This is a genomic window from Haloferax sp. Atlit-6N, assembly GCF_003383195.1.
GTDB classification, from domain to species: domain Archaea; phylum Halobacteriota; class Halobacteria; order Halobacteriales; family Haloferacaceae; genus Haloferax; species Haloferax gibbonsii.
The window spans coordinates 67,892-84,832 of the sequence record NZ_QEQJ01000005.1 but is presented as its reverse complement, the minus strand read 5'-3'; the positions used below and the strand labels follow the sequence as shown (position 1 = coordinate 84,832).

Annotated in this window: 12 protein-coding genes; 8 read left to right on the top strand and 4 right to left on the bottom strand. The window is 65.7% G+C overall.

What is annotated here, in order from left to right; genetic code table 11:
• The first annotated feature begins 319 nt into the window (after positions 1-319).
• Both DEQ92_RS16445 and DEQ92_RS16440 read left to right on the top strand, forming a co-directional pair.
• Positions 320-1,576, top strand: a complete 1,257-nt coding sequence (locus tag DEQ92_RS16445) for an AI-2E family transporter (RefSeq protein WP_115805794.1) — start codon at positions 320-322, stop codon at positions 1,574-1,576.
• Positions 1,577-1,800: 224 nt separating this feature from the next.
• Complete coding sequence (locus tag DEQ92_RS16440) at positions 1,801-2,265, top strand: DUF1269 domain-containing protein (protein WP_004977961.1); 465 nt, start codon at positions 1,801-1,803, stop codon at positions 2,263-2,265.
• A 596-nt stretch (positions 2,266-2,861) separates the two neighbouring features.
• Here the strand turns inward: DEQ92_RS16440 and DEQ92_RS16435 are convergent.
• Positions 2,862-4,112, bottom strand: a complete 1,251-nt coding sequence (locus DEQ92_RS16435) for a tyrosine-type recombinase/integrase (protein ID WP_115805795.1) — start codon at positions 4,110-4,112, stop codon at positions 2,862-2,864.
• Positions 4,113-4,315: 203 nt separating this feature from the next.
• On the opposite strand from DEQ92_RS16435, the gene DEQ92_RS16430 reads away from it, so the two are divergent.
• The gene (locus DEQ92_RS16430; protein WP_004977956.1) at positions 4,316-5,785 is read left to right on the top strand and encodes an APC family permease; all 1,470 of its coding nucleotides are present in this window, start codon (positions 4,316-4,318) and stop codon (positions 5,783-5,785) included.
• Positions 5,778-6,539, top strand: a complete 762-nt coding sequence (locus tag DEQ92_RS16425) for a universal stress protein (protein ID WP_115805796.1) — start codon at positions 5,778-5,780, stop codon at positions 6,537-6,539. The genes DEQ92_RS16430 and DEQ92_RS16425 overlap by 8 nt, the downstream gene beginning before the upstream one ends.
• 911 nt (positions 6,540-7,450) lie before the next feature.
• On the opposite strand, the gene DEQ92_RS16420 is transcribed toward DEQ92_RS16425, so the two are convergent.
• Positions 7,451-8,266, bottom strand: coding sequence for an IclR family transcriptional regulator (locus DEQ92_RS16420; protein WP_004977952.1), 816 nt, complete (start codon positions 8,264-8,266; stop codon positions 7,451-7,453).
• Between the two features lie 401 nt (positions 8,267-8,667).
• The gene (locus DEQ92_RS16415) at positions 8,668-9,915 is read right to left on the bottom strand and encodes a Zn-dependent hydrolase (protein WP_115805798.1); all 1,248 of its coding nucleotides are present in this window, start codon (positions 9,913-9,915) and stop codon (positions 8,668-8,670) included.
• Between the two features lie 422 nt (positions 9,916-10,337).
• On the opposite strand from DEQ92_RS16415, the gene DEQ92_RS16410 reads away from it, so the two are divergent.
• Genes DEQ92_RS16410 through DEQ92_RS16395 form a run of 4 tightly spaced genes read left to right on the top strand, consistent with a single transcriptional unit; the run spans position 10,338 to position 16,035 of the window.
• Positions 10,338-12,011, top strand: coding sequence for an ABC transporter substrate-binding protein (locus tag DEQ92_RS16410; protein WP_004977948.1), 1,674 nt, complete (start codon positions 10,338-10,340; stop codon positions 12,009-12,011).
• Between the two features lie 15 nt (positions 12,012-12,026).
• A complete protein-coding gene (locus DEQ92_RS16405; RefSeq protein ID WP_004977946.1) occupies positions 12,027-12,986 on the top strand; it encodes an ABC transporter permease in 960 nt (319 codons plus the stop codon).
• Entirely contained in the window at positions 12,986-13,885 is a 900-nt protein-coding gene (locus DEQ92_RS16400; RefSeq protein WP_004977945.1) for an ABC transporter permease, read from the top strand. Before DEQ92_RS16405 ends, DEQ92_RS16400 begins: the two co-directional genes overlap by 1 nt.
• Positions 13,882-16,035: an ABC transporter ATP-binding protein gene (locus DEQ92_RS16395; protein WP_004977944.1), complete on the top strand. Its 2,154-nt coding sequence runs from the start codon at positions 13,882-13,884 to the stop codon at positions 16,033-16,035. The genes DEQ92_RS16400 and DEQ92_RS16395 overlap by 4 nt, the downstream gene beginning before the upstream one ends.
• A 45-nt stretch (positions 16,036-16,080) precedes the next feature.
• On the opposite strand, the gene DEQ92_RS16390 is transcribed toward DEQ92_RS16395, so the two are convergent.
• The gene (locus DEQ92_RS16390) at positions 16,081-16,770 is read right to left on the bottom strand and encodes a DUF1028 domain-containing protein (RefSeq protein ID WP_004977943.1); all 690 of its coding nucleotides are present in this window, start codon (positions 16,768-16,770) and stop codon (positions 16,081-16,083) included.
• Between the last annotated feature and the right edge of the window lie 171 nt (positions 16,771-16,941).

Below are 16,941 nucleotides of genomic sequence, written 5' to 3'. Positions count from 1 at the left end.
TACTCGTTTCGCTCCGCCGCAGTCGCCCGCGCTCTGACGATTGGCGGGCGGCGAGTATAGCGACGTGGGTCGCCCCCGACCGACTATTCGGGCGCTTCAACCGCGGCAGCCAGCCGCCGGTGACGTGGAGGTCGCCGAGAGACGGCGCGAGAAAGAGCTATTTGACCTCCTCGCATCCTCCCACGCGTAGGCGAGACACGCGCAGCGTCCTCGACACCGTCCGTTACCGCCGTCTCACACCTGTCCCATGGCCGAAGAATCCAGTCCCAGTTCACCGGCGTCCGATACCCCCGATACGAATCGACTCGGGCGAATCAACGTGACCATCGATAGCGTGACTGTCGAGTGGCCCGCGGTCGACCGCGAGCGTGCGGCGCTCTGGTTCATCACCGTCGTCGCCGTGACCGGTCTCCTTTACGTGGCGTGGCGGTACGTGGGCAGCGTGGTCTTGGGGCTGTTTGTCTACTACGTGACGCGCCCGGTGCTACGCCGCATCGACGGTCGGTTCGAGTCGCGCACAGTGTCGGTCGCTCTCACGCTCACCGCGGTCGCGCTGCCGCTCCTGTTCGTTGTCGGCTGGACGTTCACCATCCTCGTCACGTCGGTGAACGACCTGCTCGAATCGGACGTCTTCGGGAACGTCGAGGCGTTCGTCCAGCCGTACCTCGACCTCACGTCCCTGCTGAGCCAACTGGGGGCGTTCACCGAGGCGGTCATCAGAGACCCGAGTCGGCTCGCCGACGTCGACCTCGGAAGCTTCGCCGGGGACGTCGTCGGGTCGATACTTGGCTGGGTCGGTGTCGCCGTCAACGTGGGTATCCACGCGTTCGTCGTCCTCATCATCGTCTTCTACCTGCTCAGGGACGACTACCGCGTCGCTCGGTGGGCTCGAAACACGTTCGTTGAGGAGGACGGCCACCTGGACGCCTACTTCGTTCGGGTCGACAGGGACCTTCACAACGTCTACTTCGGAAACATCCTGAACGCGCTTCTTACGGGAGTGCTCGCCTCGACGACGTACTCCCTGCTCAACGTCTTCGCGCCCGCGGCCACTCGAATCCCGGAGGCGGCGTTCCTCGGCCTCCTCGTGGGCGCGGCGAGCCTTATTCCGGTCATCGGAATCAAGCTCGTCACGTGGCCGGTCGGCGCGTACCTCCTCGGACGGGCACTCTGGCTCGACCCGGACGTCGTCTGGTTTCCCATCGCGTTCTTCGCCGTCTCCTTCGTCATCGTGGACTACGTCCCCGACCAACTCCTCCGTCCGTACGTCAGCGGCCGGACGCTCCACGTCGGCGCAGTGATGCTCGCGTACACCATCGGACCGCTTCTCTTCGGTTGGTACGGCATCTTCTTGGCACCGCTCCTGTTCGTCGCGGTGTTCGAGTTCGGTCGGATACTCTTCCCCTGGCTCCTCGACCCGTCGGGAGTGGACGCCGACAGCCTCGGACAAGCCGAGGGCGCGCAGACACCGTCGAAGCCGCCCTCGAAAATTCGGGACGCCGATATTTCGATGGCTGAAGGCACCCAGTCGCTTTCGGCCCCCGTCGAGAGCGACGGACCGACTGTGGACGAATGAGAACTGGGGAGCGGCTAGTTGACGGGGTTGGTGTCCACGGCGGCTGGCGCGGGCCTATCCCTCTCTGCACGGGGGTTTCTACTCCGTTTCGTTCTCACGATTCCCAGCAAATTCCTGCCCGTGAGACTCTCAGCGACCCGATAAATGCAGTTTATTATGCTTTCCTGCTTACGTGTAGCCGGGTTGAATAGATGAGTTCACTAGTAGTACTCGCGTTCGATACGATGGACGGGGCGGAGAACATGCGGGAGAAGCTGTACCAACTCCAGCGGCGCGAACTGATTACGATAGAAGACGCCGCTATCGCGGTTCGAAAAGAGAACGGTCAGGTGAAAGTCAAACAGGCCCAGAGCCTCGTCGGCGTGGGCGCGCTCGGCGGGTCGTTTTGGGGCCTCCTCATCGGCGTCATCTTCTGGATGCCCTGGCTCGGGATGGCGGTCGGGGCGGTGACGGGCGCGCTCAGCGGCAAGTTCACCGATATCGGTATCGACGACGCGTTCATCAAAGAGGTCGCCAACACGGTCGAACCCGGCGACTCCGCGCTGTTCCTCCTGTCCCGCGGCGCACAGATGGAGCGAATCAGAGCGGAACTGTCCGACGACAAGTTCGAGATCATCGAGACGAACCTCTCGCCCGAGGACGAAGACCGGCTCCGTGAGGCGTTCGCCGCCGAGGAAATTTCGGGATAGATGGTAACCCGTCCCCGTCTGACCGGGCGCGATAGTGGCCTCGCCGTGTTCGATTGACGGCGCGACGTGCGACGGGTGGCGAGCGCCTGCGCGGAGCGGAGCGCTTCGCCCATGACTGTCGAAGCAGGCGGCGGTCGCCCCGCAACCGCCCGTTGGCTCGATTCTCTCGTAATCGCCCGATTTCGCTCGGGGTTTTCTCGGAGACGCGCGAGAGGCGTCCGCGTCCCCGACTCAAGCGGACGTTCCGGTGCTCTTCAGTATCTTGGTCCCCGGAACGAGATTCACTATACTTTACAAAGGTAGCTGTGTAACAAAAACGTTAGATGGTCGTCAGTATGGGGAACGCGGGCCTCCGATAATCGCGTCACCTGTCGGCTTCTCCCGGCCGCGAAGGGTCGTTGTCGTCTAGAACGGGTGTCCGCCGCTGAACAGTTTGGCCGTTCTGGACCCTCACCGGGCCGTTCTTGTACAGAAATACGTCACTCCTCTCTTCGGCTCATCGCACGATTGTTGTGTATCGCGACATGCAGTTTATACGGGTGTTCACTCCGAATCGTCGCCGGCTCGCAGAGCACGCGCCGCGGCGCAACCGACAGCTACTGCGCTATCTGCTCTTCGACGGACACGGACTCGTCCGTCGATTCGAACACCCCGGCCAGCGTCTCGCGCATCGCCTGCCGGCGGAACGACCGCCGGCGCTCCTCGGAGAGGTAGTTCGACATGACGACGTCGGCGCTCTTCGACCCCTGGTCGGCGGCGACGCCCTCCAGCTGCGCGAGCATCTCGTCGACCGCCGCCTGATAGGCCGTGTACCAGAAGCGCCGACAGAGCTTCGCCGTCGGGACCTCGCCGTCGACGGTCACGCCGGCCTCGTCGGCGAGGCGCTTGAACCGGCGGTTGACCGTCTCGCGGGCGATGTGGCCCGAGGCGGCCCGCGAGGAGGGAAACAGAGCGCCGTTCCAGTCGTCGTCCTCGGCGAGCGCGTCGATGCGGGCGGCGACGGCGTCGACGCCGTAGAGGAGCGCGACGGTTCCCGGCCCGTTCTTCCGCGCTTCGAACGCGATGTGGGGGTCGTCGCCGGAGAGGACGAGTTGCGACGCGCGGAGCGACGCGAGCTCGTTCGGGCGGAGCCCCCAGCCGGCGAGTCCGAGGACGAGCAGGCGGTCTTCGAGGTCGTCGGCGACGGCGTACACGTCGCTCACTTGGTCCGCGGTCATCGTGCGGTTGTCGGGCTGGCCCTGTTCCCAGCGGAACTGTTTGGCGGCGTTCCCGACGGGGTTGTACCGCGCGCGCCGGAAGTCGACGAGGTACTCGTAGAACGACCGGACCGTCTGGAGGTACTTGAGCTTCGTCCCGTCGGTGGCGAGTTCGGCGTCGAACTCGTCGAGGACCGCGAGACAGCGGTCTATCTCGTCGGGCTCGGCGTCGCGGTCGTCCAGTCGTGAGAGCAGGTCGGCCGAACCGTGTCGGTCGCGGTAGACCCGGGCGAACCGCGCGAGGTGAGTCCGGCGGGTCGGTAGCGTCGAGTCCGCGAGGCCGCGCCGCGATTCGAGCATGTCGAGGTACGTCTCGAACGCCTCGACGGTGCGGTCGTCGTCGATACCCCAGTCGTAGCCTTCGTCGGTCGCCTCGTCGCCGAGGCCGACGACGCCGACGAAGAACTCCCGCGGCGTGAGGTCGTGTTTCTCGCGGAGCGCGTAGGCGATGCCCGACCAGCCGTGTTCGGTCAACCACGAGTAGGTCGGCACGTCCCGCGTCGGGTCCATCCCGTCGCGGTCCATCGCGGGTGCCATCGTCTCCCAGTAGAACGCTTCGAGTTCGTCGAGCGACTTCCGCGACCAGTTCACCGCGGCTCACCCCGCGCGAACCGGCCGCCGCGTCGCGTTCCGTGCGCCATCGTTCTGCATGCAGGGCGTGCCGCGGACGGATTAACACTTTCTCTCGCTGGGACCGACGGCGCGTCGGTGAGTTGTGCCCGCCGACCGACCCGTCGACCCTCAATATGACGGGTAGTAGATATATTGGGGAGACGCGATAACAGGAAACCACAATGTCCGATGGAAACGACGGCGGTTCGGTGCTCGAGGCGGACCCGCCCGGCGAGGGGGGACGGGTCGGCGACGCGGACCCGGCGGTCGACGTCGGTGCCGCGGCCGACGAGGTGACGGTCCTCGAAAGCGGGACCGAGTTGGAGCGGACGATCGGCCTTCGCGGCGGGTTGGCGATTGGTATCGGGACGATGGTCGGCGCGGGTATCTTCGTCTTTCCCGGCCTCGCCGCCGGGCAGGCGGGTCCCGCGGCCGCGCTCTCGTTCGCGCTCGGGGCGGTCATCGCGCTGTTGGTCGCGCTCCCGACCTCCGAGTTGGCCACGGCGATGCCGAAAAGCGGCGGCGCGTACTACTTCATCTCCCGCGGCATGGGTTCGGCGTTCGGCGCGGTCGTCGGCATCGGGCTCTGGTTGGGGCTCGTCTTCGCCTCGGCGTTCTACCTCGTCGGCTTCGCGCAGTACGCCATCGCCGTGCTGACGGAGTTGGGTGCGGCGTCGATGGTCTCGGACCTGCCGCTCGTGGCGGTCCTCGGAGTCGGCTTCGGGGTCGTCTTGACGGCTCTCAGCATGTTCGGGACCGAGAACGCGACGAAGCTCCAGAACAGCATCGTGAGTCTGCTCCTCGGCATCCTCCTCGTGTTCCTCGTCTACGGCTCGCTCGACACGCTCGGGCTGTTCGGCCGTCAGACCGTCCCCGAGGAGTTCATGCCCTACGGGACGCTCAGCATCTTCACCACGGCGGCGCTCGTGTTCACCTCGTACCTCGGGTTCGCACAGGTGGCGACGGTCGCCGGCGAGATAACGAAACCCGGGCGGAACCTCCCGCTGGCGATGGTCGGGTCCGTGGTCGTCGTCGGGGTGCTGTACGTCGTGACCATCCTCGTCTCGACCGGCGCGTTCGGGAGCGGTCGACTCGCCACGTTCGGGGAGACGGCCATCGTCGAGGTCGCGCGCTCGTACCTCGGCTTCCCCGGTGCGGTCGCCATCCTCATCGCCGGGCTCTTGGCGACGGTGTCGAGCGCGAACGCCTCGATTCTCAGTTCGTCGCGCGCCCTCTACGCGCTCAGCCGCGACGCGCTGGTCCCGCCGCAACTCGCGCGAATCAACCTCCGGTACGGGACGCCCCACGTCGCGCTCGCGCTGGTCGGCGGACCGACGGTCGTCCTCGTCGCCGTCGGTCGGACGGAGGTACTCGCCGAGGTCGCGTCGTTCCTGCACCTCGTCACCTACGGGCTCATCTGCGTGGCGCTCATCGGGCTCCGTCGCTCGAACCCCGCGTGGTACGACCCGTCGTTCCGCGTCCCCGGCTACCCCGTCGTCCCGGTCCTCGGGGCGCTCGCGAGTTTCAGCCTCGTCGCGTTCATGCAACCGCTCTCGCAGGCGGTGGGCGTCGTCGTCGCGCTCGCCGCGCTGGTGTGGTACTTCGTCTACGCCCGAGACGTGCGCCTGAAGGGGGTGAGCGCCGATGCGTGACGCTCCCGACGTTCGCGTGCTCGTCCCCGTCGCGGTACTGGAGGGGCAAGTGATTCCCGACCAACTGATTCACCTCCTCTCGGAGACGACGGTCGTCCTGCTCGCGTACCACGAGATACCCGAGCAGACGGCCCCCGAACAGGCCAGAGAGCAGTTCGAACCGAAGGCCCGCGAGGAACTCGACGAACTCGTCTCGGTGTTCGAATCCGCCGGTGCGACCGTCGAGACGCGACTCGTGTTCACTCACGATATGGACCAGACGACGGAGCGCATCGCCACGGAGGCGGAGTGCGACGCGGTACTACTCTCGAACCCCGCACCGACCATCGACCGCGTCATCGTTCCGATAAAGGAGGCCATCAACCTCGAGACGATTACCAAGGTCGCCGCGGCGGTCGGAAAGCACGGAGACGTCGAACTCACGCTGTTCCACGCGGTCGAAGACGACGGCGCGGTCCCGGACGGCGAAGCCCTCCTCGACGAGGTCGCGAACGACCTGGCGGTCCTCGGCGTCAACCGCGAGCACGTCTCGCGCGTCGTCGTCGTCGCACAGAACCCGCTCCAGGCGCTCATCGAGGGCGCGGACGACCACGACGTGGTCGTGATGGGCGAGGAGAAGCCAACGCTCCGCGGCCGACTGTTCGGCGAGACCTCCGACCGGGTCGCCGAGCAGACCGTCGCCCCGGTGCTCGTGGTCCGGCGACCGCTCGACCCCGAACCTGACGACGCCGGCGGTACCGACGACTCGGAGTGAGGGCGGTTCGCCCTCGAACGTCTCCGGCCCGACACGGGACACTATTGTACTATTGTTCCAATTGTCACGACACGGACCGACTGTTCTGAGAGCTGCACAAAATACAGGTAGAATAAAAATTTCTACAAATTTTACAAATTTCAAATTGTTTGTAGGTGTGGGGCGATGATACTTTGATATCAGTGTCCGGGCCTGTCGAACGTGATTCTCCCGCGAATCCAGAGTACAATCGACAGTCGATTCGGAATCGATTATTATTGCAAAATAACTGAATTACTATCTCGGGCAGACGACCGTCTCCGACGGGTCTCGCCCGCCTCGACTCACTCGGTCGGCGCGGAGCGTCTCCCCATCGGCGACTCGCTCGGCCGACTCGGTCGTCCGCGAACGACATCCGACTGCTGTGGACGTTCGCACTTCCATTACACCAGTAATTATGTAATGTAGTGTGGGTCGTTTGCGTGGCGTTAGTCACCGCCAGTTCCTCCGGTGAGGCGTATCGCTAGTGACGAGAACTACGGGGAACTAGCTGTAATATGGTGTATCGTTGTATCTTCTCTAACGGATGTCCTGACTGTGTTCATATATGGTCAATACACCGCGATACTCGTTGTCGTGTGTCGTCTCTCAGATGTTCCGTTCTCGAAACTTTTCGGGGCGCGTTGACCGTCCGACGTTCGAAAACGTCAATCTCGTCCGGCAAGCCGTATCGAGGGGCCGAGCGCGGCTTCGACAGCATACGCCGAGATTCGGGGACTGGCGACTCGTTCGGCCCGTCGATCGTACCGAAGCGGTCTCCGACTCGCCCGCGACTCGGCCGAGACCGTCGGTTCTCCGTTTGTGAACCGTATCGACGCGCGGTCGGCGCGAAGGCGATACCGCCGCAGAAGCGTTGAGGACGACGCGGACCGCTAACTGAACGTCGGGAAATCGTCGTCGGACTCCTCCATGTTGACGTTGACTTCGATGACGTTGGCGGTGTTGACGACGCTCTCGATGAGTTGCTCGTGGTAGTCGGGCTGTTTCATCCGGCGGACCGGACCGGAGACGCTGATGGAGCCGAGGACGCGTCCGTGACGGTTCGTCACCGGCGCCCCGATGGCCTGCAGGCCCTTGATTTCCTCCTCGTCGTTGAGCGAGTAGCCCCGGTCGCGAATCGTCTCCAACTCCTCGAAGAGCTCCTCGCGGGTCGTGATGGTCGCCTCGGTCTTGCCCGGCAGGCCGTACTGGTCGATAATCCACTCGACGCGCTCTTTCGGGAGGTGCGCGAGAATCGCTTTCCCCGTCGCCGAGAAGTGGAGGTAGTCGGCGCGCTGGAGCTTGTTCACCTGGTAGTCGCTCCCGACGGCCTTCTCGCCGCTCACCTTGTAGAGGTTGATGCCCAGCCCGTGCTGTTCGGTCGCCAGGTGCGCGTACTCGCCGGTCTTCTCCGCGAGTTCCTCGATTTCGGGCTTGCCGATGCGGTAGAGGATGTTCTGGTACCGGACGTACTCGCCCACGAGGAGGAACTGCAGCGACAGCCGGTAGGTGTCTTCTTCCTTCACGACGAACTTCTCGGCTCGAAGCGTGCTCAGGTAGTTGTAGACGACGCTCTTCGAGAGGTCCAGATGGTTTGCCAACTCCGTCACCCGCGCGCCGTCCAGCTCCTCGAGCGCCCGAACGACATCGAACGCACGAGACACCGTCTTCAGGGTCCGCGGCGAACCGGTCGTGTGTTCGTCTGCCATAGTCAAGTTCGAAGCCGCGAAGTCATATGTGTTTGTATTTGACGAACGGTCACTTCTGAAATCGCCGGCAAATCGCACCGATTGCCGCAAAGTAGCGTAATTGGCGCGATTCTTATTTCGAATATCGTCTGTAACGTGGCCGAAACGAGTGAATTCGACCACTTAGACACCGTGTTCTCATTGTACAAACACCGCGATGCTCTGACCGATTCCAGACTCATCGTACAGCGAGAGAACACGGGTTTCAGGGACACTGGGCGGAGAATAGCGCATCGTGGTGGCTGACGTTTCGACGATGCGGTCGTCGCGGCGCGGCGGGTGGCGGCCGATTCGAACGCATCGATAGGGCGGGTCCGCGGAGCGCGGAACCGAGAACAGCAGTCGTCAGTCGGGCGGTTCCGTCACTCGGTCGCGAGGTCGGCGAGCGCGCCGGCGAGCACGCGAGTCGCGTCGGCGCAGTCCTCCCAGTCGGTCCACTCGCGGGGGTTGTGCGAGATGCCGTCGCGGGAGGGGGCAAAGAGCAGCGCGGCGTCCGTGACGGCCGCGACGTGCATGGTGTCGTGGCCGGCCCCGGAGTGGAGGTCGAGGGTTTCGAGGTCGGCGTCGGTCCCGGCGTCGTGGAGCGCGGCGCGGCAGCGCTCGCTCATCTCGACGGGCTTGCGGTCCCACGGGTGCGAGAGCGCGGCCTCGACCGGGCGCTCGGCCTCGATGCGGTCGAGGCTCGCCTCCGCCTCGTCGATGACGTACTCGATGGAGTCGTACGCCACGTCGCGGATGTCGACGGTCAGGGCGACTTTCCCGGCGATGACGTTGGGCGCGTTCGGCGAGACCTCCAGTTTGCCGACGGTCCCGACCGCGGTCTCCGAGACCTCGTTGCGCTCGGTCGTCGCGCGCTCCACGTCGAGGACGAACTCGCTGGCGGCGGCGAGCGCGTCCGACCGGTCGTCCATGAGCGTCGACCCGGCGTGGTCGGCCTCGCCCGTGATTTCGACGGCACACCGGGAGAGACCGACGATGCTCGTGACGACGCCGGCGGGGACGTTCGCGTCTTCGAGGCGCTCGGACTGCTCGATGTGAAGTTCTATCCACGCGTCCCAGTCGGCGGCGTCGACGCGTCCTTCGCCTCGGTAGCCGATGTCAGCGAGGGCGTCGCCGAGCGGAATCCCGTCGGCGTCCTCGATGTCGAGGGCCTCCTCGACGCTCAACTCGCCGACGGCGACCGCCGACCCGATGAGGCCGCCGCCGAACCGCTGGCCCTCCTCCTCGGTGAAGTTGACGACCTCGACGGGTCGGACGGGTTCGATTCCGGCGTCCTGCATCGCGCGGACGCTCTCCAGCCCCGCGTAGACGCCGAGCGGACCGTCGAAGATGCCGCCTTCGGGGACCGAATCGAGGTGACTTCCCGTGGCGACGGGGGCCGCGTCGGGGTCCGCGCTCTCGGGAACCCACCGACCGACGATGTTGCCGACCTCGTCGATGGTGATGGAGAGACCGGCGTCCCGGAGGCGCTCGCAGAAGAACTCTCTCGCCCGCCGGTCCGCCTCGCTGCCGCTCAGGACCGTCCGCCCCCGACCCTCGTCCGTCGGGACGGCCCCGAACTCCGCGTTCGACTCGATGTCGCTGCGGAGTCGCTGCTGATTGACTCGCATGGTTCCCGGATTCGTGACTAACCCTATTTTACTGTTTGGAATTCGGTCACATGCGTGACAGTACCGAGCGGCCGCGAACTCCCCGAAATCAGCAGGCACGGCGCGCTGGATGTGGGTTCTGGGGCTCTGCCCACCGCCCGTGTCGTTCGAGGGCGCACATCGGCGACGTTCGAGGACGCGCGTCGGCGACGGTTCGGTCGTCGCGACCTGCGGGACGCCGATGCGGGCCGTCGTTTGCGACGAGGGGGTTGACATACGTGGAGTAATCCCGCATAGAGACGGGATAGAATTGGTCATTCTACAGTTCCATCGCGCTCGGCGCTCGGAACAGTCTCTGATATTACATCTTCTCCGTCTCGATATGGGGATTGTACTCACATAACCACAATTTTTATCACACAGTAACGGATTTGAGCGACTGTATGCAAGAGAATGGCAAGGGGAGCGACTCCTCCGACAGCACCGGCGACGGCACGCGTCGCAGTCGTTTCGACCGCCGTACCTTCCTCGGGGCGGCGGCGACGACCGGCGCGGTGGCGCTCGCCGGGTGTACGGGCGGCGGTTCGGACGACAGCACGACCGAAGATTCGGGTTCCTCGGGCGGAAGCGACGACACGGAGAGCACCGACACGACCGCCGCGAGCGGCGGGAAGCAGGGCGGCACGCTCCAGTGGGGCGGCGCGGTGCCGGTGCAGGGGCTCGACCCGCACATCGACACCTCGGCGGCCTCCAAGCGCGTTCTGGAGAACATCTACGAGGAAGTCGTCGCGCTGCAGGACGACTACTCCATCCAGCCGCACCTCGCGGAGTCGATGGAGCAGTCCGACGACAACACGGTCCTGACGTTCAACCTCCGGGAGGGCGTCACCTTCCACAACGGCAAGGAGATGACCTCCGAGGACGTGCTGGCGAGCTACGAGCGCGTCCAGAACGGCGACTACCTCGCCACCGGCTTCTTCGACTACGTCGAGGAGCTTCGCGCCCCCGACGACTACACCTTCGAAGTCCAACTCACCGAACCCTTCGCGCCGTTCCTCGCGAAGATGGCGACGGCGGAACTGTCGGTCATGCCCGCCGAGAACGCCGAGAAGGACATGGTCGAAGAACCCATCGGGACCGGCCCGTACGTGTTCGAGAGCCGCGAAATCGAGACCTCGTTCACGATGTCGCGCAACGAGGACTACTGGGGCGCGTCCGACGAGGACGGCCCGTTCATCGACACCATCGTCAAGAGCGAGGTGCCGGACCCGAGCGTCCGCCTCCAGTCGTTCCTCGCCGGCGAGTACGACTTCATCAACGGCATCGCGCCGAAGGACGTCTCCCGCGTCGAGCAGGCCCCCGACGTTCGGTTCGAAAAGCAGTTCCCGAAATCGCTCGTCTACCTCGGCCTGAACTGCGACGTGGCTCCGTTCGACAACAAGGACGCCCGCCTCGCACTCGACTACACCATCGACAAGGAGAAGGTCGCCGAGGCGGCCCTCTACGGCACCGGTCAGACCACGGCGTCCCCGGCGACGCCCGGCAGCCCGTGGGTCAACCCGGACATCGAACCGCGCCCGCGTGACCTCGACAAGGCACAGGAGCACCTCGACGCCGCCGGCATGTCCGACGGCTTCACGGCGACGTTCAAGATTCCGCAGTCCTACCCGACGCAGGTGCAGGCCGCGGAGGTCATCGCAGCCGACGCCGCCGAGGTCGGCATCAACCTCGAAATCCAGCAGATCACGTGGAGCACGTGGCTCTCGGACGTCTACTCCAACCGCGACTTCCAGGCGACGACGAGCTCCTACCTCGCGCTCTGGTACCCCGACGTGTCGTTCTACAAGTTCCTACACCCCAACGGGGCGTTCTTCTTCACCAACTGGGTGAACGAGGACTACAACGCGCTCGTCGAGGAGGCGCGCACCATCTACGACGAACAGGAGCGCGCCGAGCTCTACCACCAGGCGACGGAGATTCTCCACGAGGACCGCGCCGGCCACCTCTTCCTGTGGTGGCAGCCGAGCCTCTACGGAGCCGCCTCGCAGTACAAAGGCGACATCGGCGCGCCCGACGGGTCGACGCTGCAGTTCGGCGACAACTGGCTCGACCGCTAACAGAGATTCCACACAATGTCGATGTACAACTACGTCTTTCGGCGCGTCGGGTTCATGGCGGTGACGCTGTTCTTCGTCACGCTCATCGCCTTCGCCGTCACCAACATCCTGCCCGGTGACGTGGCCCTGCTCATCTTGGGCCCCAACGCGACCGAACAATCGCTCGAAGCGCTCCAAACCCAACTGGGACTCAACCGCCCGCTGTACGTGCAGTACATCGACTGGGTCGTCGGGCTCCTCCAGGGGAACATGGGCGAATCGCTCCGATTCGGCGAGCCCGTGGCGCAACTCATCGCCGAGCGCCTGCCCCGGTCGATGATGCTCGCCGTCGCCGCGACGCTCGTCGCCGTCGTGCTGTCGGTCCCGCTCGGCGTCTACGCCGCCGTCAACCAGAACGAAGCGCCCGACGTGAGCGCCTCGATGTTCGCCTTCGTCGGCATCTCGATGCCGATATTCCTGTGGGGACTGGTGTTCATCCTGGTGTTCGCCGTCTGGCTGAACCTCTTTCCGACCGGGGGGTACGTCTCCCCGAGCGAGGACCTCGTCGGGTCGCTCACGCGACTCGTCCTCCCCGCGGGGGCGATGGGCTTCGCGCTCACCGCGTACATCATGCGGATGACCCGGTCGTCGATGCTGGAGGTTCTCAGCGAGGAGTACATCAATCTCGCGCGTGCGAAGGGGATGAGCCAACGGGTCATCGTCCTCAGACACGCGCTCAAGAACGCAATCATCCCCGTCATCACGGTCATCGCGTTCCAGTTCAGCTACGCGTTCGGCGGGGTCGTCGTGCTCGAAGAGGTGTTCTTCTGGCCCGGCATCGGTCGGCTGACGCTGACCGCGATTCAGAGCCGCGATATCCCCCTGATTCAGGGGTGCATCCTCGTGGTCGCACTCATCTACATGTTCTCGAACTTCGCCGCAGACCTGCTGTACGCGTACTTCGACCCGCGCATCCGCTACGGAGGTGACGACTGATGGCGACCGAACAGGAGACCGACCGCGGTCGCTTCACCATCACGCAGTCACAGCGCGACCGCATCGCCCGGTTCGTCCGGAAGTTCCGCAGCAACACGAAGGCGATGCTCGGCTTCTCCATCGTGGTGCTGCTCGTGCTCGTCGCCATCTTCGCGCCGATTATCGCGCCGTACCCCATCGACGCGACGAACATCGAAGACCGCTCGCAGGCCCCGTCGGTCGAACACCCGTTCGGCACCGACGACCTCGGCCGCGACATCTTCAGCCGCGTCGTCATGGGGAGCCGAATCTCGCTGTACGTCGGCTTCGGAGCCATCTCCGGCGCGCTCGCGGTCGGAGCGGTCGTCGGCGTCGTCGCCGGTTACGCCGGCGGCCTGACCGACGAGATACTGATGCGCGTCATGGACGCCGCGATGGCGTTCCCACCGGTGTTGCTCGCGCTCACCCTGCTCGTCGTCCTCGGCCCGGAGTTGAGTAACGTCGTCATCGCCTTGGCGTTCGTCTACACGCCGTACATCGCCCGCGTCTCGCGGAGCGCGGCGTTAGCCGAGCGCAACGAGGCGTACGTCGAGGCCGCCGTCGCCCGCGGCGAGAGCGACTCGCGCATCGTCTTCAGCGAGGTGTTCCCGAACTGCATGGCTCCCATGCTGGTTCAGGGGTCGCTGAACGTCTCGTTCGCCATCCTCGCGGAGGCGAGCCTGTCGTTCCTCGGCCTCGGCGCGCAGCCGCCGCGGCCGTCGTGGGGGCTGATGATTAACACCGGTCGCGGCTTCATGGAGACCGCGCCGTGGATGTTGCTGTTCCCCGCGTTGGCTATCGGCATCGCCGTCGTCGGGTTCAACATGCTCGGCGACGGACTGCGTGACGTGCTCGACCCCAAAGTGGAGGCGATAGAATGAGCGCACCAACCACCGCGACCGACCGCGAGGCCGACGACGGCCCGCTGCTCGACGTGCGCGGACTCAGAACCGAGTTCCGCACCGACGCCGGCCCCATCGTCGCCTCCAACGAGGTGTCGTTCTCGCTCGACCGCGGCGAGACCATGGGTCTCGTCGGCGAGTCGGGCGCGGGCAAGTCCGTGACGGCGCGGTCGCTCATGCGCCTCATCGACTCGCCCGGCGAAATCACCGGCGGGCAGGTCGTCTTCAACGGGGAAGACCTCCTGCAGAAGACGGAAGCCGAGATGCGCGACATCCGCGGCAACCGCATCGCGATGATTCCGCAGGACCCGATGTCGTCGCTCAACCCGGTGATGACCGTCGGCGAGCAAATCACGGAGACGATTCGCCGCCATCAGGACGTCTCCAAGTCAGAGGCACGCCAGCTCGCCATCGAATCGATGGACGACGTCGGCATCCCCGACGCGGAAGAACGCATCGACGACTACCCCCACGAGTTCTCCGGGGGGATGCGCCAGCGCGTCCTCGTCGCCATCGGCTTCTCCTGCGAGCCGGACCTCATCATCGCCGACGAGCCGACCACCGCGCTCGACGTGACGACGCAGGCGAAGATTCTCGACCTGCTCAACGAGATGCAGGAGCGCGAGGGGACGGCCGTGCTGATGATCACCCACAACCTCGGCGTCGTCGCCCAGACGTGCGACCACGTCGGCGTGATGTACGCCGGGAACCTCGTGGAGACGGCCGAACTCGGCGACCTGTTCGACCGCCCGCGACACCCCTACACCCGCGCGCTCATCGACTCCATCCCGGAGGTCGACACCGACTACGACGAACTGCCGACGCTCGACGGCGCGATGCCCGACCTCGGGAACCTCCCGAGCGGGTGTAACTTCGCGCCGCGGTGTCCCCACGCCACCGAGGCGTGCCGGACCGGCGGCGACCCGTCGCTCGACTCCGTCGGCGACGACTCCTCGCGCGCGGCGTGTCTCCACGCCGCCGACCTCGACCTCTCGGAGAGCACGGTCCCCGAATCCGGGGCCGGCCGCCGCGACATCGACCGCAGCGGCGAGCCGCTGTTCGAGGTGCGGAACCTGAAGAAGTACTTCAACGCCGGCGAGGGCGTCTTCGGCAACGTCCACCTCTCGTGGGAGGGCGGCGGCCTGCCGACCGTCGAACGGCGGCACGTCAAGGCCGTCGACGACGTGAGCTTCGACGTCTATCCCGGCGAGACCGTCGGGCTCGTCGGCGAGTCCGGCTGCGGGAAGTCCACGGTCGCTCGCACCGCGCTCCGGCTCCTCGAACCGACCGACGGCGAGGTGTACTTCGAGGGACAGCCGCTCCACGAGCTCGGCTCCTCGGAGATTCGGAGTCTGCGCCGCGAGATGCAGATGATATTCCAGGACCCTCAGAGTTCGCTCAACCCGCGGAAGACCGTGGGCCAAATCGTCGGGCGCGCGATGGAGAAACACGGCATCGCCACCGGCGAGGAAAAGCGCGAACGAGTTGGCGACCTGCTCGAACGCGTCGGCCTGTCGCGGGCCGCCGCGAGCAAGTACCCCCACGAGTTCTCCGGGGGACAACAACAGCGCGTCGCCATCGCGCACGCGCTCGCCGTCGAACCGAAGCTCATCGTCTGCGACGAGCCCGTCTCGGCGCTCGACGTGAGCGTGCAGGCGCAGATTCTCAACCTCCTGAACGAGATTCAGGAAGACGAGAACATCTCGTTCCTGTTCATCTCGCACAACATCGGCGTCATCCGGCACATCTGCGACCGCGTGGCCGTGATGTACCTCGGGAAGATAGCGGAGTTCGGGAGCATCGAGCAGGTGTTCTCGCCGCCGTTCCACCCCTACACGGAGAGCCTCCTGTCGGCGGTCCCCCACGCGAACCCGGACCGCGAGACGGACCGCATCCTCTTGGAGGGGAGCGTCCCGAGCCCGATCAACCCGCCGTCGGGCTGTCCGTTCCAGACGCGCTGTCCGAAGAAAATCGGCGACGTCTGCGAGCAGGAGCTCCCGGAGCTCGAATCGGTCGGGGGCGCGGACCACTACATCTCCTGTCACCTCTCGGAGGAGGAGATGAGCCAGCGTGACTCGTTCATCACGCCGTCGAAGCGCGCGGAGACCAGTCCGGCCGACTCGGACTGAATCCGCCCGCGCGGTCTCTTCTCAGTATTTAGCGCCGAAGCCGGTTCAGTACTTGACGCCGAAGTCGAGAATCTCGTCGGGGTAGTCGCCGAACTGCGCGTCCGTCTCGCGGCGAATCTGGTCTTTCGCGCGCCGCGCCTCCGCGAGCAGGTCGCGGAGGTCGGACACCGGTTCGTCGGAGAGGTCGACCCGGAGGTTGTGGTAGAACTCCGGCGTCGGCGCGTGGACGAGCACCGCGGCGCTCATCTCGCCGCGGTCGTCGCCGCCGGCCGCCTCGCCGGCTTCGAGCGCCGAGACGAGTCGGTCGGCCATGTCGCCGTCGGCGGACTCGTACGCTTCGGCGGTCGCCTCGACGACCGCCTCGCCGGCGAGCATGTTGCCCGCGACGGTGTAGTCGTCGCCGACGCGGTGGCCGGCCCACGAGACGCACTCGCCGCCGGTGAAGGCGAACTCGCCGGCCGCGCCGACGCCGTGGACCTGCCGGTAGGCGGCGTGGTCGTCGGCGTCGAGGAGGGATTCGAAGGCGTCGTCGATGCGCTCGCCGGCTTCCGCGCGGGCGACCGCGTCGCGGCCGTGTTCGGTCTTCGTGTACGACTGCGTGACGGCCGCGCCGCCGGCGCTCACGTAGGGACAGGTCGCGCCGACGGCGACCGTGCCGGTCGTCACCGCCGCGCCGAAGACGTTCGCGTCCGGGTCGCGCGCCGCTATCGAGAAGGTTCCTGGGACGTGTCGCATGGTTCGGTACTGCGTTTCGGTCACGCTCGCGCGGTAAATACTCTCCCTCTCGCGGGGCGGAACGGAGACGCGGGTGGTGTCCGAGTGCGGCGTAACAGTTAGGACTCTGTCGAGTCTCGCACCGGATTCGGCGCTCTTCCCGTTCGCAACTGCCGAGATAGTATTGCAAAC